This is a genomic window from Gleimia hominis (genome assembly GCF_002871945.2).
Classification (GTDB): Bacteria; Actinomycetota; Actinomycetes; order Actinomycetales; family Actinomycetaceae; genus Gleimia; species Gleimia hominis_A.
This window is the reverse complement of record NZ_CP126963.1, coordinates 550,322-574,161: the sequence shown is the minus strand read 5'-3', so window position 1 is coordinate 574,161 and position 23,840 is coordinate 550,322. Positions and strand designations below refer to the sequence as shown.

Below are 23,840 nucleotides of genomic sequence, written 5' to 3'. Positions count from 1 at the left end.
TCGGTTTTCAACTGGGCGCGGAGGACACATTGGCTAACACACCATTGACGTATCAACAAGACCTCGAGGGCGAACAAGCGTTCGTGAACCGGGCGTACAGCGTGCTCGATGCGCTCCGGGCCCGCTACCGCGCCCGTCAACGTCGCGTCCAAGGCTCCCGCCTGGGCGCTAACCCGCAGGCATACACGGAAAGAGATGCCCTCTCGGCCCACTGGGGAGACGAAGCCGCGCGGTTAGAATCAATCGGGGAACGCCTAGTGTTTGGCCGCCTGGACATGACTGATGGGGCCCGCAACTACATTGGCCGCGCCGGACTGCGCGACGACGAAGGTAACCAGGTTCTCATGGACTGGCGCGCCCCCGCCGCCCGCCCCTTCTACCAAGCCACCGCTGCGCACCCTCTCGACGTGGTGCGGCGCCGCCACATCCAAACCCAAGGCCGCACAGTCGTTGCCCTAGAGGACGAATCCTTAGACACCCCCACGCACTCCGAGCTGACCTTCCAAGGTGAAGGGGCCCTCATGCGGGCACTCTCACAAGCCCGTGACGGCCACATGTCCGACATTGTTTCCACCATCCAAGCGGAGCAAGATGAGATCATTCGCCGTCCCGCAGACGGACTACTCGTAATCCAAGGGGGGCCCGGAACAGGGAAAACCGCGGTGGTGCTGCACCGGGCTGCGTACCTGCTGTACGCGCACCGCGCCCGGTTGGAAAGCTCGGGCGTACTCATAGTTGGCCCCTCCCCAATTTTCTTGCGTTACATCGACCAAGTATTGCCCTCCCTTGGGGAAACCGGAGTGGTCTCCACGACCCTCAGCCAACTCGTCCCCGGCTACAAAGCTGCCGGACGCGACCGGGAAGAAGTGGCGCGCATCAAAGGCGACACCTACTGGATTAAGGTTGTGAAAAACGCGGTGCGTTCACTCGAACGCGTCCCCGCAGACACGCCCCTAGCGATTGCGGGCTACAACGTTGTGTTGCGATCGGCGGACGTGGCGGCGGCGCGCTCGCGGGCGCGGCGCAGTGGCCGGCCGCATAACGAGGCGTGGGAATCGTTCGCGTACGAACTGATGGAAAACCTCGCTCGGCAAATGGATGCGCAAGTGAGTGCACACTCGGATTTGGAGTGGTATTACGATTACATCCGCGGCTCAAAAGCTGCGCAGCGAGCCATTAACCTGTCCTGGCTGCCGATGAGTGCGTTGAAACTGTTGGAGCGCTTGTTCGCCTCCCCAAAGTTCTTAGCGCAGTGCGCACCGCGTTTTAGTGCCGAGCAAGTCGAATCGCTAATGCGCCCGCGCGGCAGTGCCCTCACTGAAAGCGACATTCCGATCCTCGATGAACTCGAAGAACAGTTGGGTGACTTGCCCACTGCTTCGGCAGCTGCTAAGCAGCGGGAGCAGGAACGGCGCCGCGCGGTCGCGGATGCGGCGCAGGCGATTGAAGCAATGGGGCTCGGTGGCGGCATGGTTTCTGCCCAGACCCTGGCGGACCGTTCTGGGGAACCGGATGCGGATCAGCCGCTAGTTCAGCGTGCATCGCGGGACCGTTCGTGGGCGTACGGGCACATTATTGTGGATGAGGCCCAGGAGCTTTCCCCCATGGCGTGGCATATTCTGCTGCGCCGCTGTCCGTCACGTTCGTTTACGGTTACGGGTGATCTGGACCAGTCTTCGTACACGCGGGCCACGCAGTGGTCGGACCTGTTGGGCCCGGCGATGCGGGCTTACGCTGGTTCCGCTGTGCTCACGGTTTCTTACCGCACGCCCGCGCAGATTTTAGACCGGGCACAAGCCGTTATGGAAGAGTTGGGCCTCCCCCTGTCTTCCCCCCTGGTTGCCGCCAGAGATATAGAGGACGCGTATGTTTTAACGCATTTGCCTGAGGGCGCGCCCTGGAAAGACGAGTTGCGCCGCGCGCTCGAGGAAGAACTCAAGGTGTTGGACTCCCTCGTGGGCGCTGACCGCGGTCGCCTGGCAGTCATTTTGGACCCGGAGCGTCACCGGGACTTCACCGAGGTTATTCACGACGGTGCGCCCCTGGACCCGCGGGTGGTGGTCCTCACGCCCACCGCCGCTAAAGGCCTGGAGTTCGACACCGTCCTCATCGTGGAACCGGGTGAGATTGCGAAACAAAGTGCCGGCGACCTCTACGTCGCCATGACGCGCCCAACCCAACGCCTGCGCGTCTTGGCGCAGCACCCGATTCCACACGCACTCAGCGTTTAAGGCCAAAAGAGCTTGTTGATCTGCAAGACGGTCAGGTTCGCTCATCAGCGGGAGAATAATTCTTTCTTGAAACATGCGACGATACTAGTATGAGTATTCGAGCGTTATTGTTAGAAAACCCCCATTCGAAAGCGGACGAAATTTTTGCGGACAATGGAATCGAGGTTGTTCGCCACACGGGGGCAATGGACGAATCCGAGCTGAAAGAAGCGCTGCGCGGTTTTCAGATCCTCGGGTTGCGTTCGAAAACCACGGTGAGTAAGCAGGTGCTGGACGCGAACCCGCAGCTGCTGGCAATAGGCGCATTCTGTATTGGGACGAATCAGATCGATCTTGCTGCCGCTTCAAACGCGGGGGTGGCGGTCTTCAATGCGCCCTATTCGAACACCCGCTCCGTGGTGGAACTAGCGATCGCAGAAATCATCGCATTAAACCGGCGTTTAACCGTTAAAAACTCGAACCTGCACCACGGGCTGTGGGCTAAAAGTGCAGCTGGTTCCCATGAGGTCCGCGGCAAAACTCTCGGGATCGTGGGATATGGAAATATTGGGACTCAACTGTCCGTTCTTGCGGAATCCCTGGGGATGGAAGTGATCTTCTACGATATTGCCGAGCGCTTAGCATTAGGGAACGCTCGGCCAGTGGGCTCGCTGGCGCAGCTACTGCAAGAGTCCGACTTTGTTTCCATCCACGTGTCTGGAAGACCGCAAAACACCTCGATGTTCACTGCAGCGGAGTTTAAACAGATGAAGCCCGGAGCCATGTTCATTAACCTCTCACGCGGGTTCGTAACTGACATTGATGCCCTCGTAGACGCTTTAGAATCCGGGCGCTTAGCGGGCGCTGCGGTTGACGTGTTCCCACAGGAACCAAAGAAAAACGGGGACCCGTTTGAATCCCCTCTAGCAGGTATGGACAACGTGATTCTCACGCCCCACGTCGGTGGGTCAACTGAGGAAGCTCAGTTCGACATCGGTCAGTTTGTCGCCCACAAGGTAAGTGACTACATTCAAACCGCGTCCACGGACATGTCAGTTAACCTACCTAACCTAACACTGCTGCCATCGAGTGCTTCACGCTACCGCGTGGGTCTGATACACCGCAATACCCCCGGTGTCTTGGCCTTGATCAACCAGACGTTCGCTGAACATGGTGCAAATATTGACGGGCAGATTTTAGGAACCTCAGGTGGAATCGGATACGCATTAACCGACATTTCGTCAGAGCTTCCTGCGGAAGCAATAACTGCTATCGACTCTTTGCAAGAGAACATACGTCTGCGCATTTTAGCCCGGCCTTAACAGGCCAGTTTGTTGCCCTCGCAGCTGCTCGGAGCAGAGGCAGGATTTGCACTTGAGCGCCACACGGAGACAAACTTACGGTAACGTTACTTACGCAAGCGTAAGTTAGGAGTTTTGTTGTGACGCTTACCGATCGGCTTCGGGAATCTTATGCGGATGGGGTTCCGTTTAAAGTTCAGGAGGAGAATCGTACTCTTGCCCAGGTGCTACTGGATGTGAGTGAACGGTACCCCAACCGGGTGGCAACAGACTTTTTAGGGGCGCAACTAACCTACGCGCAGCTAGTTAACCAGGTTCGTCTTGGAGCCGCGGCGCTGCACCGGGCTGGCGTCAAACCTGGGGACCGCGTGTCCATTACACTGCCGAACTGCACCCAACACGTGGTGGCGTTGTATTCGATCTTCATGCTGGGCGCTATCGCGGTGGAAACAAATCCGCTGGCACCTAAATCGGAGTTGACCGCGGAACTGGACCGCGCGGGCTGCAAAGTCATTATCTGCTGGGAGAACTCGCTATCCTCGATCGACGTGGCTAAACTGCGCCCGCGCGCCGTGTTCACGGTGGATTTGACGAAGGCGCTTCCGTTTATGTCTCGCCTACTCATTAATCTGCCGGTGGCGCCGGCGCGGGCGCGTAAATCGCAGATGAGTACGCCCCCACCCGGCTGGGCGCGGGACTGGGACAAGGCTTTGGCGCGGGTTGCTCCGTGGCCGAACAATCCTGTCGGATCCGCAGAGGACATTGCTGTGCTCTTGCACACCGGGGGGACAACGGGCGTGCCTAAGGCCGTGAAGTTGACGCACCACTCCGTGGGTACTAACGCAGCCCAGTCCCAAGCTTGGGTCCCTAACTTACACGAGGGCGCGGAAGTTATGTTCGCGGTACTACCATTTTTCCACGCGTTTGGCTTGAGCGTTAACCTCTGCGCTGGGATCCGCATTGGGGCAACTAACGTACTATTTCCAAAGTTCGACGTAGATATTGTTTTAGACGCGCAAAAGCGTTTGCCGTGCACGTTCTTCCCCGGTGTGGCTCCTATGTTTGACCGCCTGGCGAAAGGCGTGGAGGGCAAGGACGTGGACCTGAAGAGTATTAAGTACGCCGTTTCGGGGGCGATGCCTTTGGATCCGCAGATCGCACGGCGGTGGGAGGATGCCACCGGCGGTTACCTTATTGAGGGCTACGGGATGACGGAAGCGTCGCCAATTATTCTTGGCTCTCCCCTATCTGCGGATCGGCGTCCGTCTACTTTGGGGATCCCGTTTCCGTCCACTGAAGTTCGGATTGTGGACCCGGAAAATCCCGATCGAGACGTGGCCGACGGTGAAGTGGGTGAGTTGCTGGCACGGGGCCCACAGGTTTTTGCTGGTTATTGGGATAATCCGCAGGAAACTGCGGAGGCGTTCCACGATGGGTGGTTGCGCACCGGTGATTTAGCGCAGGTAGTTGATGGGTTCGTGAAGATGGCTGACCGCCGTAAGGAACTCATTATTTCGGGTGGTTTTAATGTTTACCCATCCCAAGTTGAGGACGCGGTGCGCACCATGCCTGGGATTGAGGATGTCGCCGTCGTGGGGTTGGAAGGTAGTACCCGTGGGGAGGACGTGGTGGCCGCATTAATTCTGGAGCCCGGTGCCACGGTGTCGCTTGATGATGTGCGTCGGTGGGCAGAGAAGTCTATTGCTCACTACGCGTTACCGCGTCAGATTGTGCTTCTTTCAGAGTTGCCGCGGTCGCAGATTGGTAAAGTTATGCGCCGCCGCGTCAAAGAGTATTTGGTTGAGGCGGGGGATTCCATGAAGGAATCGACGTTGGATTTGCGTGAGCGGATCGCGCGTTCTTCTGATGAGGTGCGCGAGAAGCTTTCTGCAGGTTCGGAAGTGGCGTTGAATCAGTTGCGTGATTTTGCTGGTCAGCTGTCGGATCAGGTTGAAGATGCTGCGGACGCGGTGTTGGATTCTATTCGCGATTACCGCCCGCAATCTCCAAGTGACCGGAACGCTTCACGCGAGCACGGTTCTGGTGCTGATGGTGGGCCTGCGGGCAGTGAGCGCTCTGACGCCACGGGTGGTGACCAGTCGAATACCGCGGATGGTGACCACTCGAACGCTGCGGGTGGTAACTAGCCGATCGCAGAAGGCAAATAAGTGCTTTGGGTGGTGCGCGTGTGGCAAAAGCACGCGTGCACTCTAGGCGCACGTATTTTTCTGCACCTGCTATCTGAGTAAGCTTGACTTAGGCTGCGTGGGGCGGTGTTTTGCTGCTAGCGGCCGCGTTCTTCACGGTTTTCGCGTAGAGCAGTGATTGCTCGTTCAAAGTCTGAGAGGGATTGGAAGTTCGAGTACACGGATGCGAACCGCAGGTAAGCGACCTCGTCTAGTTCTTTGAGGTACGGCAGGATAGCTCGCCCCACTTCGTCGGCGGATACGGTACTTTGCCCGGTTGTGCGCAGTGATTCTTCTACTTGCTGCGCTAGTTTAGCTAGTTCCCGTTCGTTAACTGGGCGCCCTTGGCAGGCTTTCGCCACTCCTGAGATGATTTTTTCGCGTGAAAATGGTTCCACCACGCCTGAGCGTTTTGTTACGGAGAAGTTCGAGGTTTCTTGAGTGGTGAACCTGCGGCCGCACGCGGTGCATTCGCGTCTGCGTCGGATGGCTAGCCCATCTTCTGACAGGCGAGTGTCGACTACGCGCGAATCCTCATGGTGACAAAACGGGCAATGCAAATGGGCCTCCACTACGTGTGCTTTAAATACATCACTAAGTTTATCTGCATAGCCCAAGTTTCGTAACATTTTATTGCTCCGCCGGCTAGTATTTCGGTATTTGAAGCACTTGCCCTGGTTGTACCACGTCGTTGTTCAACCCGTTCAACTTGCGAATATCATGTACGATCTCGGTGGTTTTATGGTTTGAATCCCCCAATGACTGCGCTATTGCCCATAGGGATTCCCCGCTTTGCACCGCGTAGCTGACGGAGGCTTCTGACGACGGCTCATCCTGCATATATACGCCCAAAGCCATGCCGAGCACGCCGATTAGTGCAACTACAACTAGTGAACGCATGGTTCGCAAAAATGCTTTTCCCCACGAGGTGATGGTTTCCGCCGAAAAGCTGCCCTCCTTGGGGGCGAGAGACAACTTTCCGACGGAAGTCTGAGGGGGCCGATTCGGCACCACGTACAAGTGGGGCCGTGGCGAGACACCCGCTTGCCGCACACTTTTGATTGAAGTTGTATTCGGCAACTCTTTCGCGCGCTGATTCACACGGATTCGGGTTCTTTCGTGCTCGCTGCCGGCACTTGGAATCTGCGGGCTTATCTGCAGGGCGCTCATAACTCCACCTTTCGAACGTGTGTTCGTCGAACACTTGTACGATACACCGGCCAAAGAGGTTTGTCGAGACACTTTCGAACATATGTTCCATTTTGTTATATTTGTGCGTAAGCTAGGTAATAGGCAAATGAGGTCGCGGGCATATGCGCGGGCTTTTCCCGCACAGTATTAACGAGTAAGAGAGCTATGCATGAGTAAGAGAACTAAGGAAGGTGCGGTCGAGCTGGGCACGGCTGGGCCTGAGCAGAGCAGGCGCGTTGCACGCGCAGGCTTGACAGCGCGGCAAGAAGAAGTTTTGGCGTGCATCCGCACGGCGATCACCGAGCAGGGATTCCCACCTTCGGTGAGAGAAATTTGTTCAGCAGTCGGCCTGTCCTCCCCTTCTTCTGTGAAGCATCAACTCGATGGGCTGGAAGATAAGGGATTTATTCGGCGTTTCCCCGGCCGGCCTCGAGCAATGGAGCTGGTGGAAGAAGACGCCGCAGCTGCTCCCACCGAAGAGGCTTCAACGGCGACGCATCCACTCGTGCTCCCCGTGTCGGTTGATACAGAAGCGACAGAACCCACCGCTACCGCCCCACTCGTCGGACGGATTGCGGCTGGTTCCCCCATAACCGCCGAGCAGTCAGTGGAGGATACCTATACGCTTCCACAGCGCTTTACAGGAGGCGGTCAACTTTTCATGTTGGAAGTTTCTGGGGAATCAATGGTTGACGCCGCGATTTGCGACGGCGACTACGTGGTTGTACGCGCCCAACCGAACGCAGAAGACGGGCAGATTGTCGCTGCGATGATAGACGGGGAGGCGACCGTAAAAGTTCTGTCGCACGCCGATGGACACGTGTGGTTACTACCGAGAAACGATAATTTTGCACCAATCCTAGGTGACGAAGCGACGATCCTCGGAAAAGTTGTAACTGTAATCCGCGCGCTATAACCCGTTTTCTACAAGACTATAACCCGTTTTCTACAAGACTATAGCCCGTTTTCAACAGGACTCTAACCCATTTTGCACAGGCTTATTACCCTAGGGTTGTACTAATACCCCCAACTTGAGCCTCCCAAGCTCAGCGGACTGTGCCGACGATCCTAAAGGTGGCACGTGCGCTCAAATATACAGCTAAAAAATAAACAGTTAGGGGCGCCAGGTGAATCAACTCACCCGACGCCCCTAGCGATCTGTAATCTGTAGTTCTTAACTCATTAGCACTGCCGCACCAGCTACGGTAGCAAGCCCGCTCCTAGCGACAAGCTTGCTTCAAGCGACAAGCCCGCGTCGAGCGTCATAACAGTGCCAAGCATCAAGCCCGCGGCTACTCTTTAACCGACCCGGCTGCAAGCCCGGCCTGCCAGTACTTTTGCAATCCGAGGAAAATAACTATCAACGGTAAGACACCAAACAGAGCACCCATCATTACCGCACCCTTCTCTGGGTTAAAGTAACTCATCATGCCGTACAGCCCAAGTGTTACCGGTTGAATCTCGGCGCTGGAAACCATCATCAATGGCAGCAAGAAGTTATTCCACGTGGCAACAAAGATGAACAGGAAGATCGTAACCATCGCGGGAGCAAGCAGCCTCAGGACAATAGTGAAGAAGATCCGCGCTTCACTGGCCCCATCGATCCGCGCAGCCTCAATCAACTCCGTAGGCACTGAACTTTGCGCGTAAACCCGTCCCAAGAAAACACCGAACGGCGAGATACAAGACGGAATGATGATCGACGCCATCGTGTTTGTAAGCCCAATCCCGTGGAACACGATGTACATCGGAATCGTCAGTAACGCAACTGGCATCAGCAGACCACTCATGATCATCCCAAGGATGAGGTTGCGCCCCCGGTACTTGAACTTAGCAAGCGAGTACCCTGCCATAACCGAGAGCAGCGTACCGATTATGCCCGCTGCCGTGGAGTAGAACAGTGAGTTCGCAATCCACCGCCAAAACAGTCCTTGCGTCCACCCCATGAGGCGCGCGTAGTTCGCTGCGATTGCGCCCGGTAGCTCACGCAGGTTAGACGCGAACCAGATGCCGTTAGTCGAAACCAGTTCTGGGTTTGACTTCGTGGCCGCCACGATCACCCAGTAAATAGGAAACAAGAAGTAGATTAGTACCACGGTGAGTACTACCACCGTAATTACTTTCGTAACCTTCTTCGGCCTAAGCGACGGAGGCGGCTCATCCACCACGGGGGCCGTTTTCTTCCACCGCGCTTTCCCAAACAATGTCTTCGTCATCTGCTTCATCACTTGGCTACTTTCTCTGACGCCACCGCGTAAACCACCGCGAGTACCCCCGCGATCGCGGCCATCACAATAGAAATCGCGGATGCCGGCCCATCACCCGGCGGGCTGATCGTCCCCATCATCGTGTTGTACGCCATCATCATCGGCGTATAGTCCTTACCCATCCACGTTTGCGACGCCGCCAACACGGTAGGTTCATTAAACAGCTGAATAGTCCCAACTATCGACAACAGCACTGCCAGTAGTGCAGCACCGCGCACCATCGGGATCTTAATGCGCGTAACAATCTGCCAACCGCTTGCCCCGTCAATGCGGGCTGCCTCAGACAAATCTTTTGGAATCGCCTGCAATGCCGCTAAGAAAATAAGCATGTTATAACCCGTGTAAGTCCACGTGGTCATATTTGCCATAGACGCCAAAATAATATTCTGATTAAGGAAATCAACGTTCAAACCTAAAGCGGCAAGACCCTTAACGATTGGAGAAAGCTCTGGCGAATACAGGTACAGCCAAATCATTGCAGCTACGATCCCCGGAATCGCAAACGGAAGGAAGTAGCCAAGGCGGTAAATAGTAACGTGTCGAACCAAGAATGAATCCAAGGCCAACGCCAAAGCGAGCGCCGCGATAATCATGACGGGCACTTGGAAACACGTGTAAATGAAAACCCGCAAGATCCCCCGCCAGAACTGTGGGCTCGTCACCACGTACTCGTAGTTCATTAAACCAACGAACTGCTGGACGGACTCACCAGTGCCGTACAGGTCGCCACCTTCAGTTACCGTGCGGAAAAAACTGATATAAATCGAAACGGCAATAGGAATCAGGAAAACGAGCACGAACCCGATAGCGAATGGAGCTACGAACGCCAGACCTACTCGTGCGTCTCTTTTACTGGGCCGATGCTTACGTTTATTCTTTTTCTGCTCTGATGTAGATACGGATGATCGGCGCGCACGCGTACCTACCGATGCGGACGTAGTCATGTGCAATCCTCTTCGCGTCATTGCGTTACATGGGCGGTTCAGCGGCGGGGGAGGCTGAGCTCCCCCACCACTGTTTTACGAGTCGAACTATTCAGCAACCGGTAGCTGCAAGTTCTTGAGCGCCTTCACAGACGCATCCTGAGCTGCAGTGAAGATATCGGCAACCTTCTTCTCGCCCTTCCCGGCTGCGTCAGCAGCGGTGATCATCTCTGGGCCAACCGCACTGAAACCAGGAATGTAAGCGAAGTCCTTCGACATTACCTCGTTAGCTTTCGCCAGTTCTGCGAACACATCTTGGCCACTAAAGAACTTCGACAGCCCCTCCGGGGTCTTCACGTCCCCAGTTGCCGCTACCACAAGGCCCTGAGAGACCAATGGTTCGATCTGAGTGTTGAACCAGGCAGCGAACTCCATTGCCTCCGCAGGGTGATCACAGTTCTTCGTCACCCCAATGCCGGAACCCCCATCGGGACCGGACATTACGCCCTCACCGTAATCCGGTAGCTGCGCAACCTTCCAGTTACCCTCATTGTCAGTACCTTCCATGTCACCGGCGAGCAGAGCAGCCTCCCACGCAGCGCCGATAGTACCGATCAGTTTGTTAGACGTCAGCGAGTTCTTGAAGCTGTCATCCCACCGGTTCATCACGAGCACGGACTTGTCATCGAGCATGGACTGCCAGAAGTCAGCCACAGTCTTTGCGCCCTCACCCGTCGTATCGACTTTCCACTTGTCGCCGTCAACGGAGTACCAGGTGTCACCTGCAGCCGCCGCCTGGCCCGCGAAGAAGTTCAGGGCTTCATCGGGTTCAAACGCAGCAATGTACTTATCCTGCTCAGCTGCTTTCTTTGCGGCTTCCTTGAACTCGTCCAGCGTGGTCGGAACCTCAATCCCGAGCTTCTTGAACTCATCCGCGTTGTAGTAGTACACGAGCGGGCCTGTGTCCTGAGGCAGGCCCACAACCTTGTCCCCTACCTTCATCATGTTGAAGGCACCTTCAGCGAACTTGTCTTTGTACTTATTCGCCTCTTCAGTAACGTCTTTCAACAGGCCCTTGGTGTAAAGCTCCGGGGTTTCACTGTAGCCAACCTGTGCCAAGCAAGGCGCATTGTCGGCCTTAACGTCGGTCTCGAGCTTCTTGATCATCTCGGTTGCTTGGCCCTGCCACTTCTCGGCCTTAACCTGAATGTCCGGGTGCTCGTCATTCCACTTCTTGACGACGTCATTTACCTTGGTCATGTCGTCACCGTCGGGCAGACGGTGCATGTAGTTGATCTCAACTTTCTCACCGGATTTAGCCGGTTTGGCTTCATCTCCGCTATTGCCACCACTGCTGCACGCTCCCAGCCCTAGGGCCGCGACTGCCGCCATGGCGATCAATCCGGAGCACGTCCTCATGCTCTTACTCATCTTTACCTCCAGGTAATGGGTGAAAGCCATCTTTGGCTCCCAGCTACCAATCAAAGAATAGCAAACCGATCACGATCAATCAATCTTTGAGCATCATTAATCATCGCGGTTCGGTACTTGTTATCACTCACATTCCAGCCAAACTAGGTCGTCGGCCCCAAGCTGCACCGAAAGCGTCTGCCCCTCACCGTGGATCACACCCTCTTGAGGCTGATCAGTAATGTTCGAAACAGCGAGCAAGGACACATTCGGGTAGTAGGCTACCTCAATCGCGGGATTATCACAGGTCCAATCGCGTTCAAACGCCTCCTCGCAACCACCGGCCCAATACAACGCCCGATGCAGCAACCGCGCATTCGTAACCGAATACGGCAAACCGCTAAAGTACACAGCTCGACCAGCACCGTACTCATGCACCGCGAGAGACACGCCTCCCTCGGGACTATCCAACACCTCAGCCCCACCGCGAGTAGCAAAAACTCCCTCCACAGCAGGCCCCGCATCGAAACGTTCAGTCAGATCACGAGTGACGAAATGATCCGCGGTAACCTGCGTGTACAAGTGGCGTGACAGGCCGAAATCGCGTTCAATATCCAAGCCCAACACGTCATCGAGGGCAAACACGTTCCCGCACGAACGGGTCTGAGATTCCGGAAGCGCAGACGGCTCCCCCACCCCAATGAACCCGCCGCCGCGCGCCACGAACTCGCGCACGCGTGTCAGCAGTTCCGGATCCGCCCAGTACTCACCACCGCTGAAGGCCGTGCCCGCAGACCCCGCGTTAATAATCACGTCCAAGTCCTGCAACGCCCCGGCCTTCACTTCGTCGAAAGAAACGAAACGCACGTCAAACGGCAAACCTGCCAGCGCCTCAATAACCCCCACGTACGCATCTGTGCGCCGATACGGCAGCGCGTGCGCAACCATGTGGGTCTGCCAAGAACGCAAACTCCCCCACGCGTTCAACACACCAACGCGAACGCGCGAAGCCGCGGGAGCGCGCCCACCTGTCTTGTCGTGAAGCTGACGGAACTGCGTGACAATCCGCTCCACCTCGTCCACGAACTCCGGGTACTTCAGAGCGAGCGAAAGGTATCCGCCGTATCCAATCCGCTCCAGGGGCTTACGGATAATCGCGCGCCGAGCAGCTCGCCAACTAGCGCGCGCCTCCCCCACAGGATCGCCCTCATCGTTAAAAACATCTGGGAAAAAGTACGGAAGCAACCGCCCTTCCCGGTAACGCACCCCGGGAATATCGCTGATCATCCGGCAGGTCGCAGCGTTCCCCACGGAACCAACCACCGCGTCCAAACCGACCTGCTCAAAATCCTCGCTGTACGGCTCAGTCCCGATCCAGTTGTCACCCAGGAACATCATTGCTTCCTTCCCCTGGGCATGCACCATCTTCACCAGCTGCGCGGTTTTTTCGCGTACCCGCTCACCCGTAAACTCCATCCAATCGCGGTAGTGCGCAGACGGAATCCGGAAAGGCGAGTTGTAAAAACCGGCGTCAACGAAATCTTCCGGGGTCAACGCGTAACCGTACCGCTGTTCAAACGCCTCCAGCGCGGGAATCGATACGCTCGCGGAATAACCGAACCAATCCACGTACCGTTCGCGCGCACGATCGTCGAACACGAGGGTGAAGTGGTAGAAGAAGGTGGTAAAACGCACTACGTCCACCTCGGGATGGGCATCCAGCCACTGCGCAAGCGACTCCTTCACGTGGGCCCACACCTGCGGGTATTCGACGTCGTACGTGCGGTCCCGACGCCGCTTCGGGTCCAACGCCCAATCGTTCGTGAGGTAGTTGTACATCTGCGTGGAATCCCAGATTTGCCGCGCCAGGAAGTTCACCGTGTACACGTGGTACCGCTGCGGCTTGTGGATCGTCACGATCGCGGACTTCGACTCCGAATCTTTCGGACCGGGTTTGGCAGCCAACTTCGCTGCGTCCGGGTACTGCACTTCACTGAACTCGAGCGACCACGCGTCCACGGGCAGAGTTTGCCCTGTTGTGCGGTCAATAACCTGCCAGTATTTGGCCCGGTCACAGTCCAAATCCGGGGCAAATTGCCAGGCAAAGTATCCCTCCATTACGTCTATCTTGAGGGGGTCGCTCGTCTGCGCCGTAACCGGTTCTGACATGAGGTACTGGCACACACGCTGCCCAGGGAGCTTATCGGCCCACTCGTTATCACCACGGGCCGGGAAGTACGTTGAATAAACCTTGTCTACGAGTTCATGGGCGATTGCTGGTAGTTCCGTCCCATCAGAGTTTCGGACTGCGTCGGGTTGTAACCGCTGCGCAAGTTCGCGAATTTGCTCGTCGATTCCGGTTTCGATCGGTAGGGTAAGACGTCCTTGGCTCATTTTCTCTCCTCTCGCCCGCGGGCGTTTTTTCAGTTCATTGAGGCTCTGGTCACCTAAACGACCGTCACCTTGATTCCACTTTCCTCTAGTTCGCGGCAGCTTTCTGGGTCCGCCCCCCGGTCCGTAATCAACTCGTCTACCGCGTCGAAATCACAGATTTTCGCGAACGCCGACTGATGCATCTTAGTGTGGTCGGCCACTACCACAACGCGTTGCGCGATCTTGACCAGGGCCGCGTTAGTCATCGCCTCCCCCTCATTGTGGGTGTAGAAGGCACGCGCCATAAAGTTGATAGCCGTGACCCCTAAGTAAAGGGTGTCCACCCCGTATTGCGCTAGCGCGTGTTCGGCGAGTGGCCCAATCAGCTCGTAAGAGCGCGACCGCGCCACCCCGCCGGTAACAACAACGCGGATCGAAGGGCGCATGGTGAGGTCGTTGGCAATATTCACGGCGTTAGTCACCACGGTGAGCGGGGTCGCGTCGACCCGTTGGTTATTGCAAAACGTTCGCCCAATCTCGGCGGCAATCGCTGCAGCCGTTGTCCCTCCGTTGAGGGCGATCACTTCTCCGGGTTTAAGCTTTTGCGCAATCGCGCGCGCAATCGCGTGTTTCTCGTCGCCCTCACGCAATTCTCGGTAGCGCAGCGGCACGTCCACTTCCGCCCCGGTTTCGGCTCGTGCCCCTCCTCTGACGCGTTGCAACAGCTGCTGGTTATCTAGTACGTGCAGGTCCCGGCGCACGGTTGCGGGGGAAACCCCCAGTGCGTCCACGAGTTCATCAACCGTGGCGGAACCGCGTTCAACGACCAGGTTCACAATGCGCATTTGACGGTCATGCTGATTCATACCGCCCCCATTTCTCCAATCAAACAATCTGATCGCAATCATTATTACGATTGTTTTCGCTAACTACAACCACAACTCTTGACATCTTCGCCTTCAAAAACAAGTTCACACGCACGTTGTGATTGATTTTGCGTTACACTAATCATAACTAATCGTTCGCAATCATTCGAATAAACGAAGGAGTAACCATGTCACTGACTGTAGACGAGATCATGAGCCAGCCGGATTTGTGGCTGAAACTATCCACGCGCCCCACCGACGCCCTCCCCGACAACGATAAAAAAGTAGCAGTAATCGGCTGCGGAACTTCCTGGTTCATGGCGCAGGCGTACTGCCGCTACCGTCAGCTACACTGCAACGCAGTCTCTGACGCGTACACGGCCACAGAGTTCCCCGACTTCTACGATTACGACGCGCTAATTTTGCTTTCTCGCTCCGGAACCACCAGTGAGATCGTTGAGCTGGCCAAGCACTGCCACGAAAACGACATCCACGCGATTTTGATTACCGCAGTTGCAGGCGGCCCCGCTAGCCCATATGTAGATTCCGAAATCGTATTCGAAGAAGCAGATGAGGAATCGGTTGTCCAAACCCGTTTCGCCACCACCGCTTTGGCGTGGCTCCTGTCGTCACTCGATTTCGACGTTAAAGCCGCTGCAGAAGACTGCCGCAAAGCCCTCGAAGCTGAAATCCCCCAGCGGTGGGTAGAAGCGGACCAAATCACGTTCCTCGGCATGGGTTGGACCATCGGGGTCGCTAATGAAGCCGCGTTGAAGTGCCGCGAAGCCTCGCAGTCCTGGACCGAAGCTTACTCCGCAATGGAATACCGGCACGGCCCCATCTCGATTGCCCAACCCGGACGCCTCGTGTGGGTATTTGGTGAGGTCCCCGCTGGCCTCGACAAGCAGGTGGAGCAAACGGGCGCCGAAATGGTTACCTCGGAGTGGAACCCGCTGGCGCACCTGGTTTTGGCTCAGCGCGTAGCAGTTGCTCGTGCGGAAAACCGTGGGTTGAACCCCGACACACCGCGGCACCTAACGCGCTCGGTTATCCTCTCGGACGACGAGTAATGACCCACCCCGCACTCGCCATCGACATTGGCGGTACCACCATCAAAGCGGTGGTCGCCACGAACACGGGACGTGTCCTCCAGCGGTGGAGCGTGCATTCCCCTCACGGTGGCACAGCCGTGCTCGACAGCGTCGTCGAGCTCGTGGGCCGAGCCCGCTCCCAGTGGCAAGCTCGGCCCACGACGGACCTGTCGGTTCAGAAGCAACCGCTCGCAGACGCTGTTTCCGTTACCTGCCCCGGAATTGTAGACGAAAAAACGGGGGTGGCCGTTTTTTCCGCGAACCTGGGGTGGACCGATTTTCCGCTCCGCAGCGCACTGCAAGAGCGGCTAGACACCCCCGTACTCTTACACCACGATGTCCGCGCCGGAGGATACGGCGAGTTCCGATACGGCGCTGGAGCTGAAGATAGCTACTACATTGCGGTGGGCACGGGCATAAGCGCCGCCTATCTCCGCGCCGGGCAGCTTTACTCGCCGCATCCGTGGTGCGGGGAAATTGGGCAGACTCTAATTCCCGATCCCAACGCCCCATCGGAACTGAAGAAACTGGAGCAAGTGTGTTCCGCGAAAGCCTTCGCGACCCGGCTGCAGACCATGGAACCGGGCTTGTTGGACGAGCACGCGGGAGCGTTCGAAGTGTTCACGCTCGCTAAACAGGGCCACGCTAGTGCCCGCCGGATAGTGGAAAGCGGTTTAGACAGTTTCGCGCAAGCCCTCGCTTCACTCACCTACACGTTGGGCCCAGCCCAGATTGTGATTGGCGGCGGGCTCTCGAAAGAAGGTCCAGATTTGCTTCACGCTCTTGAGAAGCGTTTGGAGAACCTGGTGCACCCCATGGTGAAACCGCCGGTTGCGCTGGCGCAGCTGGGTGCGGATAGTCAGGTTTTAGGTGCGGCCGCTTTGCTTTTCGACACGTATGGCCCCAAGGCTAATACCGATCTTCGTAACGCGTGATCAGGAGGTAATAATGATCTGGACAGTTACGGTTAACCCTGCACTGGATATCACCTACGGGGTAAGCGAACTGCGCCCCGGACAAGTGCATCGCGTGCACGACGTGCAGGTGCGTCCCGGAGGGAAGGGACTCAACGTTTCGCGCGTGCTCGCGGCCTTAGGGGTGCAGACAACTGCTACGGGATTCATCGGCGGGCACGCCGGCGACCTGTTCGAACAGCTGTTAGGTGAATGCAAAGGCCACTGCTTTATTCACCCCGCGTTTGTACGCACTAACCACGAGACGCGGCGTTCGGTTGCGATCGTTGCGCAAAACGAAGCGACCGTGCTCAACGAGGCAGGTGCGGGGCTTACCGAAACGGATTTCGCCTCGTTAACACACACGCTATCGGCGGTTGGGCACTCGGACGTTGTGGCCATTTCCGGTTCCTTTCCGCCTGGTAACAGCGACTACCTGCCACATATTGTGAAAACAGTGAAGCAGGCGGGCGGTACCTGTATCGTCGACACGTCTGGCCCAGCACTCCTGGAAGCCGCTAAGGCTGGGGCGGATATTTTGAAGCCTAATCACGAGGAGTTAGCGGACTTAACGGATAGCCACGACCTGCAGCGAGGAATCGACTTTCTGCTCGGTGCCGGTGCCGGTGGCGTGGTTTGTTCGCGCGGTGAGGATGGTTTCGTCGCTCAGATTAATCATGGTGAACCCGTGCGCGTGGCGCCACCCGCAGTTATTGCCGGTAACCCAACTGGCGCTGGAGATGCGTCGGTCGCTGCTCTAGCGCGCGGCGCTGCACGCGATGGGTTAGCCGCAGCGCAAGATGGGGCGGTGCTTAGAAAGTGGCTCGTGGACGCCGCTGCTTTAGCTGGTGCCGCGGTTGCCGCTCCCGTGGCCGGTGAGATCGTTATGGATGTTTACGATCGCCTGCTGCGCGCACAAGCTTAGGTTTAATAATTTTGTCGAGAGGAAATGAACAATGGCTTTAGTTAACTGCGTGGATTCTGCCCGCGCCGCAGCCAGCGAACACCGCGGTTTAGGGGCATTTAACGTCGTCTTACTAGAACACGCGCACGCGTTCGTGCAGGCTGCGGAGCAAACCGGCCTGCCGGTGGTGCTGCAGCTATCGCAAAACGCGATTAAGTACTACGGCAACCATTTGCGCCCCATTGGTGCCGCGCTGCTGGAACTGGCGAAGAGCACTGACGCGGATGTAGCCGTGCATCTTGACCACGCCGAGGACCTGGATTTGTGCCGCGCCGCAGTGGATATGGGATTTACCTCCATTATGTATGACGGTTCCAAATTGCCCGATGAGGAAAACCGCGCGGCCACCCGCGAAATCGTTGAGTACGCGCACGCCCACGGCGTTGGGGTTGAAGCCGAGCTCGGTGAGGTAGGCGGTAAGAATGGGGTGCACGACCCCAGTGCCCGCACAGATCCACACGATGCCGCCCAGTTTGTTGCAGACACGGGCGTTGACCTACTTGCCGTAGCTGTGGGGTCTTCACACGCCATGTCGGAACGCACCGCGGTGCTAGATGACGACCTGATTGCCGCGATCAAATCGCAAGTAGATGTTCCCCTAGTGCTCCATGGTTCCAGCGGCGTGCCGGATGCAGGAATGCAGGCAGCGATCGCCGCGGGCATGACGAAGATCAACGTGTCCACACACCTGAACGTCACTTTCACACAAGTGCTGCGGAACGTGCTGGAGGACAAACCGGCGCTAGTTGATCCTCGCAAGTACAACGGCCCAGCGACGGAGGCTGTGGAACAGGAGGTGGAGCGGCTCCTACGCCTGTACCAGGCGTAACTAGTCACCCCCTCAGTAGCTACCGTGCCCGCAAGACTGAAACCACTGTCTTGCGGGCACAATAATTTTTGACGATTTGTTTTTTCTTTCCGTGCTAGATAAACGCGGGCCGCTCAAATAAAGAAATAGGCCCTTATACTAGTTTCGTAAGCTGTGATTATCAGCTATGCTGAACGTGATCGTATTTGAGCGTTTGTGAATGAAAGATTTCTTTCTACTCACAACTGATCATTTTGCGATTAGTCCCAGATAGTACATACAAGCCCAATATTCAAGGGAGAAGGGGGCATCTTGAGAAAACGCCTACCGGCTACCGCTGTGGCGGCGGGTGCAGCGTGTGCTCTTACCCTGTCATTGACAGGCACTCACGCGTTCGCGGCCGAAACCACAGTGGAGTATACGAAAATTGAGCAGGGCGCGATGGAGGCTGTCGAAGCATCGTCAGTCGAAAAAACCGGCGAAGGTTCCAACGGGGCATTGGATCTGATACTGGATTCAAATCCCGATACCTACTGGCACACAAAATGGAGTGATGGGAAAGATCCACTGCCGCACTGGTTCGTGGTGAAACTAGCTGACAAAGCCGTCCCATTGGCGCGAGTAGACCTACTCCCCCGCCAGAGCTCCAACGGCTCCGGACGCGTGCACGAATACAGTATTTATGCCGTGGATACAGATGACTGTAACGCCGCCGCATTTGAATCGACCGATCCGGTCAAAACGGGGTCGGTGGATGCAGGTGAGGGCACAAACAACCAAGAGATCACCTTTGATCCCGTGCAGGCGAACTGCGTGAAAGTGCAGTACGAGTCCAGCTGGGGTGGGGATAGCAGCGCGGAAACTGTGGCCTCTTTAGCGGAGTTCAACGCTTTTACCGGCGAAGTTAAAGCAGCTGAAGAGCCGGAGGAACCGGCTCCCGCACCAGAAGTAACCGTGCCAGATGGTGCGAAGGAAATTACGGACGACACCATCACGGTGCGCACCCACCCAGATTTCCCGCAGGTCATCGACTACCGCATCGGTGAGAAACAACTCATTGGACAGCTCGGTGATCCACTTTCGAAAATCCAGGTGGACGGCAAAGACTACGCGGTCCAGGTAGGGGACGTCAGTACCTCAGAAGATGGAACTACAGTTACCTACCCACTCAAACTCAAAGACCTGGGCGCTGTGAGCCTCGACGTGCAAATGTCTGTCAAAGACGGGACACTCACCTACAAGCTCACCAACATTCAAGACCCCGATCACAAAGTTGGGCACATATCGATTCCCGGGCTTTCCCTCGTGACGGTCACCGGAGATGACCCCGCTGCCCAAGTGATGGCGGCGAACACGAGCGTAAACCGTGAATCCTCTGGCGACACGCTTTTGAACGTGGCAAAAGACAAGGCGAAAGCCGGTACCTCATACATGGCGGTTGCTGCAAACAGTGACCTAGCCGCTGCGTTCGACACTAACGCGATTGGTGATAACACGGCAGCGAACACGTCAAACAACACTCGATTCACATACGACCTCACGGTCAATAAAAACCAGCGTGCCGGACACGTAGGGCCCGCCACCTGGACGTGGCGTTCCAAAGCCATCCAAACCTACGACGATGGCAACGGAATCGGCCCGGACGCAGACCCGTACGTGAAAGTCAAAGTTGTTGCGGACCAGAACAATGACAAGAAAGTGGACTGGCAAGACGCGGCAATCGCCACGCGCGACATCGTTCCCGAAGTGGAAGGTGCCGAAGACGTGGCGAACAACGTGATTGTGCGCATCCCGTTCAATATCGTGTCGCAGGCAACGCACCCGTTCCTGCGCACCCTGGATGACACGAAGCGGATCGCACTGGCAACCGACAACCTCGGGCAGCAAGTACTGCTCAAGGGCTACCAAGCGGAAGGCCACGACTCCGCGCAAGGTGACTACGCGGGTAACTACAACGAAAAAGCTGGTGGGCTGAAAGACCTGCGTACCCTCGTGAACGAAGGTAAAGACTGGAACGCAACATTCGGGATCCACGTGAATGCTACTGAAAGCTACTCGGAAGCCAACGTGTTCGGCCTCGATCTGCTGAAGATGCCGCCGCAAAAAGCTTGGGGATGGATGAACCAGGCGTACTACATGAACAACCAGAAGGACCTAGCCACCGGCAATGTCCTCAAGCGGCTGGAGGAACTGCGCAAAGACTTCCCGAAAGATTCGAACCTGAACTGGTTGTACTGGGACGTTTACTACCCGCGTGGGTGGGAAGGCGTCCGGTTCTCTGAGGAAATCGCTAAGCAGGGATGGCGGCAAGGTTCCGAATGGTCGGATGCGCTACCGAACGTGAACACGTGGTCGCACTGGGCGAACGACGAGAAATACGGTGGTTCAACCAATAAGGGGATTAACTCCAAGCTGTTCCGCATGGTTTACAACTCAGGGCGCGACACGTTCAACCCCGACCCGATGCTCGGGAACCCAAATACCGTGGAGTTCGAAGGCTGGACCGGACACGTGGACTACAACGCGTTCATCCAAAACGTGTGGGAACGCAACCTGCCCGCGAAGTTCTTGCAGCGCTCGCAGATTATGCGCTGGGGAGACCACGAAATCCAGTTTGAGGACGGCACTAAAGTAACCTCCCCACTGGATTCCATCGGTGGCGATGAAATTCCGAAGAACCGCAAGATCGAGTTCGACGGCGCAACCGTTTACGAAAACGGTTCCTACCTGCTGCCGTGGGCTGATGGTGGGAAGGACCGCTTGTACTACTGGAACGATTCTGGGAAAGCAAGCACCTGGAAGCTTACTAATACGTGGTCTGGGCAGAGCGCGCTGACGCTGTACAAACTCACGGATACGGGCCGACAGAAGATTTCGGACGTGTCTGTTTCGAATGGTTCCGTCTCTCTTCCGCAAACGGATAAGGGCGCGGCCTACGTTCTCTACCCCACTTCGGAACTTCCGCAGAAGCCTGAGCCTAACTGGGGACAGGGATCGAACATAACGGATCCGGGTTTCTTCTCGGGAACCCCTGACGCGTACGACACGGAGGGGAACACCTCGGTTGAAACGTCGAACCGCAACAATAAGCAGGCGGTTCTGGGAGCTGATAAGGCTGTGATTTCACAAGAACTCAAGGTTCCAGCGGGCACGTATTCCGCGTGGGCTTGGGTTGAAATCCAACCTGGGAAGACCCGGCCAGTAACGGTTTCCGCTACCGGTGAGGGCGTTTCGCCGATCGCTAACCAAGTCGGTGAAACCGGTAAAGCAGTGACTGAGATCAACGCTTCTTCTGCGCTCAACGCCACTGCTTCGGACGAGAAGCTAGGTAAGTACTTCCAACGCGTCCCGGTGCGGTTTAAGACGGATGGGAAACCGTTCACATTCACGATTGCGGCCGAAGCAGGGGACGCGAAAGTGGCAGTCGATGATCTGCGGATCGTCGAGTGGCAACCCCCCACAGATCCGAACAAGACGGATAAGACCATAGTATTCACCGATTTTGAGGACGTAGACGACGGCTACTGGCCGTTCGTGACCGGGTCTTCAAACAAGACCGGTGACGCACGCACCCAGTTGGCGCGCAAGCACGTTCCATTCTCGCAATCCGGCTGGTACGGCATTATCGAGGATAAGGACAGCACCGCAACTGAGGGCGGGAAGTACCTCGACAACGTGCTCGATGGGGAATGGTCGCTCATGGCACACCAGGAGAACCCGGGGCTGATCTTGCGCACCACGCAAGCTTCTGTCCCGCTGGAGCGCGGCTACAAGTACCGCGTGTCGTTCGACTACCAGACTGCGTTTGATGACGACTACACGTTGTTCCTCGGGGTGGATAAGCCCGGTGACAAGGGATGGTCTGAATACGCCGCGGACAAGTGGCCTTTGAAGATGGCTCGTGGTACGGGCTACAAGGGGGTTGACCGCGACCCGGCGGGTGCGGGTAAAGCCGGTAAAGGTACCGCACAGTTCAAGCAGGAGTTCACGGTTGATGCGAAAGACCCGGTGTACCTAGGGATTCTCAACCAAGGTAAGTATCCGCAAGCGGACCTGGTGATCGACAACTTCCGGGTGGAACGGCTGGAAACTGAACCGGCGATCAACCTGGATGTGAAACGCGTGGATTCCGGTGATAAACAAACGCTCGCGTTCGACGTCACCACCTCTGTGGAGGCCATTCAAGGCGCGTTGGAGGACGTGAAGCACTCGGTGAAGGTACCGCAAGGCTGGTCGCTTAAACCGGTGAAAGACGGTGTTAATGCCGTGAAGCCGGGCGAGAAATCAGTTGCGCACTGGGAGCTCACACTGCCTCGGAACGCGAAGGCCGACGACATCGTATTCCAACCCACGTGGACGGAAAACGGTGAGGAACGCACCAGTGAACGCCGGTTCACAATCGACCCGCAGCATCTGACACTGCTCAACCCGTTCAAGAAGTTGACGGTTGAGGGCGTGAGCTCGGAGCAGAAGTCGGGCGAACCGGAACCGAACGGTCCTGCTAGTGCAGCGGTAGATGGCAATCCCAATACGTACTGGCACACCGAGTACTCGCCGTCGGTAGCGAAGTACCCGCATTGGATTACGGTGCGGCCAGCCGAAGCGGCCCAGGAGGGGGCGCGCTGCACAATCACGGGATTTGAGTACACGACGCGTGGGAACGCGCAGAACGGTCGGGTTAAGGACTTCGACCTATTCATCTCGAAGGATGGCAAGAACTGGGGTGACCCGGTTGTGTCCGCATCGCTGACCGACAGCACTAAACCGCAGGTATTCGAGTTCGACCCGGTGGAAGGCTCGTACGCAAAGATGGTGCAGAAGAATGCGCTCAATGGCCAGGATTTCGGTGGGGCAGCTGAGATCCGCCTCGGTGGCAACTGCAAGACCGACGGTTCGACCACGGAACCAACCGAACCAGGTAGCACGGATGAGCCGACCACGGAACCAACCGAACCGGGTGGGTCCGAGCAGCCGGTACCACCCGTGCAGACCGACGAGCCTGGTGAAGGTGGCAATGCACAGACCCCCGGTGGTGGGGCCACTACCCCGGGTAAGCCCGGGCACAAGCAGCCCACTGGTGGTAAGCACGGTTCGCTCTCCCGCACCGGCGCTCAAGTAGCTGGCTGGCTCACACTCGCAGCGTGCGCTGGGGTGTTGGGCACGGGGCTGGTACTGGCCCGGCGCAGGACCCAGAAGTAAAGAGTTTGGTACCCGCGGTCTGGCGCAATCCAGTTGCCAGACTTCGGGGCCACTCAGACCCGGATCTACTCCAGACCTGGTAGTACGGGTGCAGATGT

General features: G+C 56.9%; 16 protein-coding genes. 9 read left to right on the top strand and 7 right to left on the bottom strand.

The window, feature by feature from the left end; all coding sequences use genetic code 11:
• Positions 1-29: 29 nt before the first annotated feature.
• The 3 genes from CJ187_RS02605 to CJ187_RS02595 all read left to right on the top strand — a co-directional run bounded on the left by CJ187_RS02605 (position 30) and on the right by CJ187_RS02595 (position 5,658).
• Entirely contained in the window at positions 30-2,231 is a 2,202-nt protein-coding gene (locus CJ187_RS02605) for a HelD family protein (protein WP_102215880.1), read from the top strand.
• Between the two features lie 89 nt (positions 2,232-2,320).
• Positions 2,321-3,532: a phosphoglycerate dehydrogenase gene (gene serA, locus CJ187_RS02600; protein WP_102215881.1), complete on the top strand. Its 1,212-nt coding sequence runs from the start codon at positions 2,321-2,323 to the stop codon at positions 3,530-3,532.
• Between the two features lie 119 nt (positions 3,533-3,651).
• Complete coding sequence (locus CJ187_RS02595; protein ID WP_102215882.1) at positions 3,652-5,658, top strand: AMP-binding protein; 2,007 nt, start codon at positions 3,652-3,654, stop codon at positions 5,656-5,658.
• Between the two features lie 137 nt (positions 5,659-5,795).
• On the opposite strand, the gene nrdR is transcribed toward CJ187_RS02595, so the two are convergent.
• Both nrdR and CJ187_RS02585 read right to left on the bottom strand, forming a co-directional pair.
• Entirely contained in the window at positions 5,796-6,326 is a 531-nt protein-coding gene (gene nrdR, locus CJ187_RS02590) for a transcriptional regulator NrdR (RefSeq protein WP_233187289.1), read from the bottom strand.
• 16 nt (positions 6,327-6,342) lie between these two features.
• On the bottom strand, positions 6,343-6,867 hold the full coding sequence (locus CJ187_RS02585) for a LysM peptidoglycan-binding domain-containing protein (RefSeq protein WP_102215883.1): 525 nt from the start codon (positions 6,865-6,867) through the stop codon (positions 6,343-6,345).
• 190 nt (positions 6,868-7,057) lie between these two features.
• Between CJ187_RS02585 and lexA the strand changes: the two genes are divergently transcribed.
• On the top strand, positions 7,058-7,804 hold the full coding sequence (gene lexA / locus CJ187_RS02580; RefSeq protein ID WP_102215884.1) for a transcriptional repressor LexA: 747 nt from the start codon (positions 7,058-7,060) through the stop codon (positions 7,802-7,804).
• A 376-nt stretch (positions 7,805-8,180) separates the two neighbouring features.
• On the opposite strand, the gene CJ187_RS02575 is transcribed toward lexA, so the two are convergent.
• From CJ187_RS02575 to CJ187_RS02555, 5 genes are all read right to left on the bottom strand, one after another.
• A complete protein-coding gene (locus tag CJ187_RS02575; RefSeq protein WP_102216544.1) occupies positions 8,181-9,104 on the bottom strand; it encodes a carbohydrate ABC transporter permease in 924 nt (307 codons plus the stop codon).
• A gap of 8 nt (positions 9,105-9,112) precedes the next feature.
• Positions 9,113-10,099: a carbohydrate ABC transporter permease gene (locus CJ187_RS02570; RefSeq protein ID WP_102215885.1), complete on the bottom strand. Its 987-nt coding sequence runs from the start codon at positions 10,097-10,099 to the stop codon at positions 9,113-9,115.
• A gap of 87 nt (positions 10,100-10,186) precedes the next feature.
• Positions 10,187-11,539: an ABC transporter substrate-binding protein gene (locus tag CJ187_RS02565; RefSeq protein WP_434737336.1), complete on the bottom strand. Its 1,353-nt coding sequence runs from the start codon at positions 11,537-11,539 to the stop codon at positions 10,187-10,189.
• 93 nt (positions 11,540-11,632) lie between these two features.
• A complete protein-coding gene (gene gnpA / locus CJ187_RS02560) occupies positions 11,633-13,882 on the bottom strand; it encodes a 1,3-beta-galactosyl-N-acetylhexosamine phosphorylase (RefSeq protein ID WP_102215887.1) in 2,250 nt (749 codons plus the stop codon).
• Between the two features lie 53 nt (positions 13,883-13,935).
• On the bottom strand, positions 13,936-14,727 hold the full coding sequence (locus CJ187_RS02555) for a DeoR/GlpR family DNA-binding transcription regulator (RefSeq protein ID WP_102215888.1): 792 nt from the start codon (positions 14,725-14,727) through the stop codon (positions 13,936-13,938).
• A 188-nt stretch (positions 14,728-14,915) separates the two neighbouring features.
• Between CJ187_RS02555 and CJ187_RS02550 the strand changes: the two genes are divergently transcribed.
• From CJ187_RS02550 to CJ187_RS02530, 5 genes are all read left to right on the top strand, one after another.
• On the top strand, positions 14,916-15,797 hold the full coding sequence (locus CJ187_RS02550; RefSeq protein WP_102215889.1) for an SIS domain-containing protein: 882 nt from the start codon (positions 14,916-14,918) through the stop codon (positions 15,795-15,797).
• On the top strand, positions 15,797-16,753 hold the full coding sequence (locus tag CJ187_RS02545; RefSeq protein ID WP_102215890.1) for an ROK family protein: 957 nt from the start codon (positions 15,797-15,799) through the stop codon (positions 16,751-16,753). The genes CJ187_RS02550 and CJ187_RS02545 overlap by 1 nt, the downstream gene beginning before the upstream one ends.
• Positions 16,754-16,766: 13 nt before the next feature.
• Positions 16,767-17,696, top strand: coding sequence for a 1-phosphofructokinase family hexose kinase (locus tag CJ187_RS02540; RefSeq protein WP_158237700.1), 930 nt, complete (start codon positions 16,767-16,769; stop codon positions 17,694-17,696).
• Positions 17,697-17,727: 31 nt separating this feature from the next.
• On the top strand, positions 17,728-18,564 hold the full coding sequence (locus tag CJ187_RS02535; RefSeq protein WP_102215892.1) for a class II fructose-bisphosphate aldolase: 837 nt from the start codon (positions 17,728-17,730) through the stop codon (positions 18,562-18,564).
• A 291-nt stretch (positions 18,565-18,855) separates the two neighbouring features.
• Positions 18,856-23,742, top strand: a complete 4,887-nt coding sequence (locus tag CJ187_RS02530; RefSeq protein WP_146003046.1) for an endo-alpha-N-acetylgalactosaminidase family protein — start codon at positions 18,856-18,858, stop codon at positions 23,740-23,742.
• The last annotated feature ends 98 nt before the right edge of the window (positions 23,743-23,840 follow it).

Coding starts and splice junctions, on each gene's coding strand:
- CJ187_RS02565 (WP_434737336.1), bottom strand. CDS start 11,539: ATGGCTTTCACCCATTACCTGGAGGTAAAGATGAGTAAGAGCATGAGG.
- lexA (WP_102215884.1), top strand. CDS start 7,058: ATGAGTAAGAGAACTAAGGAAGGTGCGGTCGAGCTGGGCACGGCTGGG.
- nrdR (WP_233187289.1), bottom strand. CDS start 6,326: ATGTTACGAAACTTGGGCTATGCAGATAAACTTAGTGATGTATTTAAA.
- serA (WP_102215881.1), top strand. CDS start 2,321: ATGAGTATTCGAGCGTTATTGTTAGAAAACCCCCATTCGAAAGCGGAC.
- CJ187_RS02545 (WP_102215890.1), top strand. CDS start 15,797: ATGACCCACCCCGCACTCGCCATCGACATTGGCGGTACCACCATCAAA.
- CJ187_RS02535 (WP_102215892.1), top strand. CDS start 17,728: ATGGCTTTAGTTAACTGCGTGGATTCTGCCCGCGCCGCAGCCAGCGAA.
- CJ187_RS02570 (WP_102215885.1), bottom strand. CDS start 10,099: ATGACTACGTCCGCATCGGTAGGTACGCGTGCGCGCCGATCATCCGTA.
- CJ187_RS02540 (WP_158237700.1), top strand. CDS start 16,767: ATGATCTGGACAGTTACGGTTAACCCTGCACTGGATATCACCTACGGG.
- CJ187_RS02575 (WP_102216544.1), bottom strand. CDS start 9,104: ATGACGAAGACATTGTTTGGGAAAGCGCGGTGGAAGAAAACGGCCCCC.
- gnpA (WP_102215887.1), bottom strand. CDS start 13,882: ATGAGCCAAGGACGTCTTACCCTACCGATCGAAACCGGAATCGACGAG.
- CJ187_RS02550 (WP_102215889.1), top strand. CDS start 14,916: ATGTCACTGACTGTAGACGAGATCATGAGCCAGCCGGATTTGTGGCTG.
- CJ187_RS02585 (WP_102215883.1), bottom strand. CDS start 6,867: ATGAGCGCCCTGCAGATAAGCCCGCAGATTCCAAGTGCCGGCAGCGAG.
- CJ187_RS02555 (WP_102215888.1), bottom strand. CDS start 14,727: ATGAATCAGCATGACCGTCAAATGCGCATTGTGAACCTGGTCGTTGAA.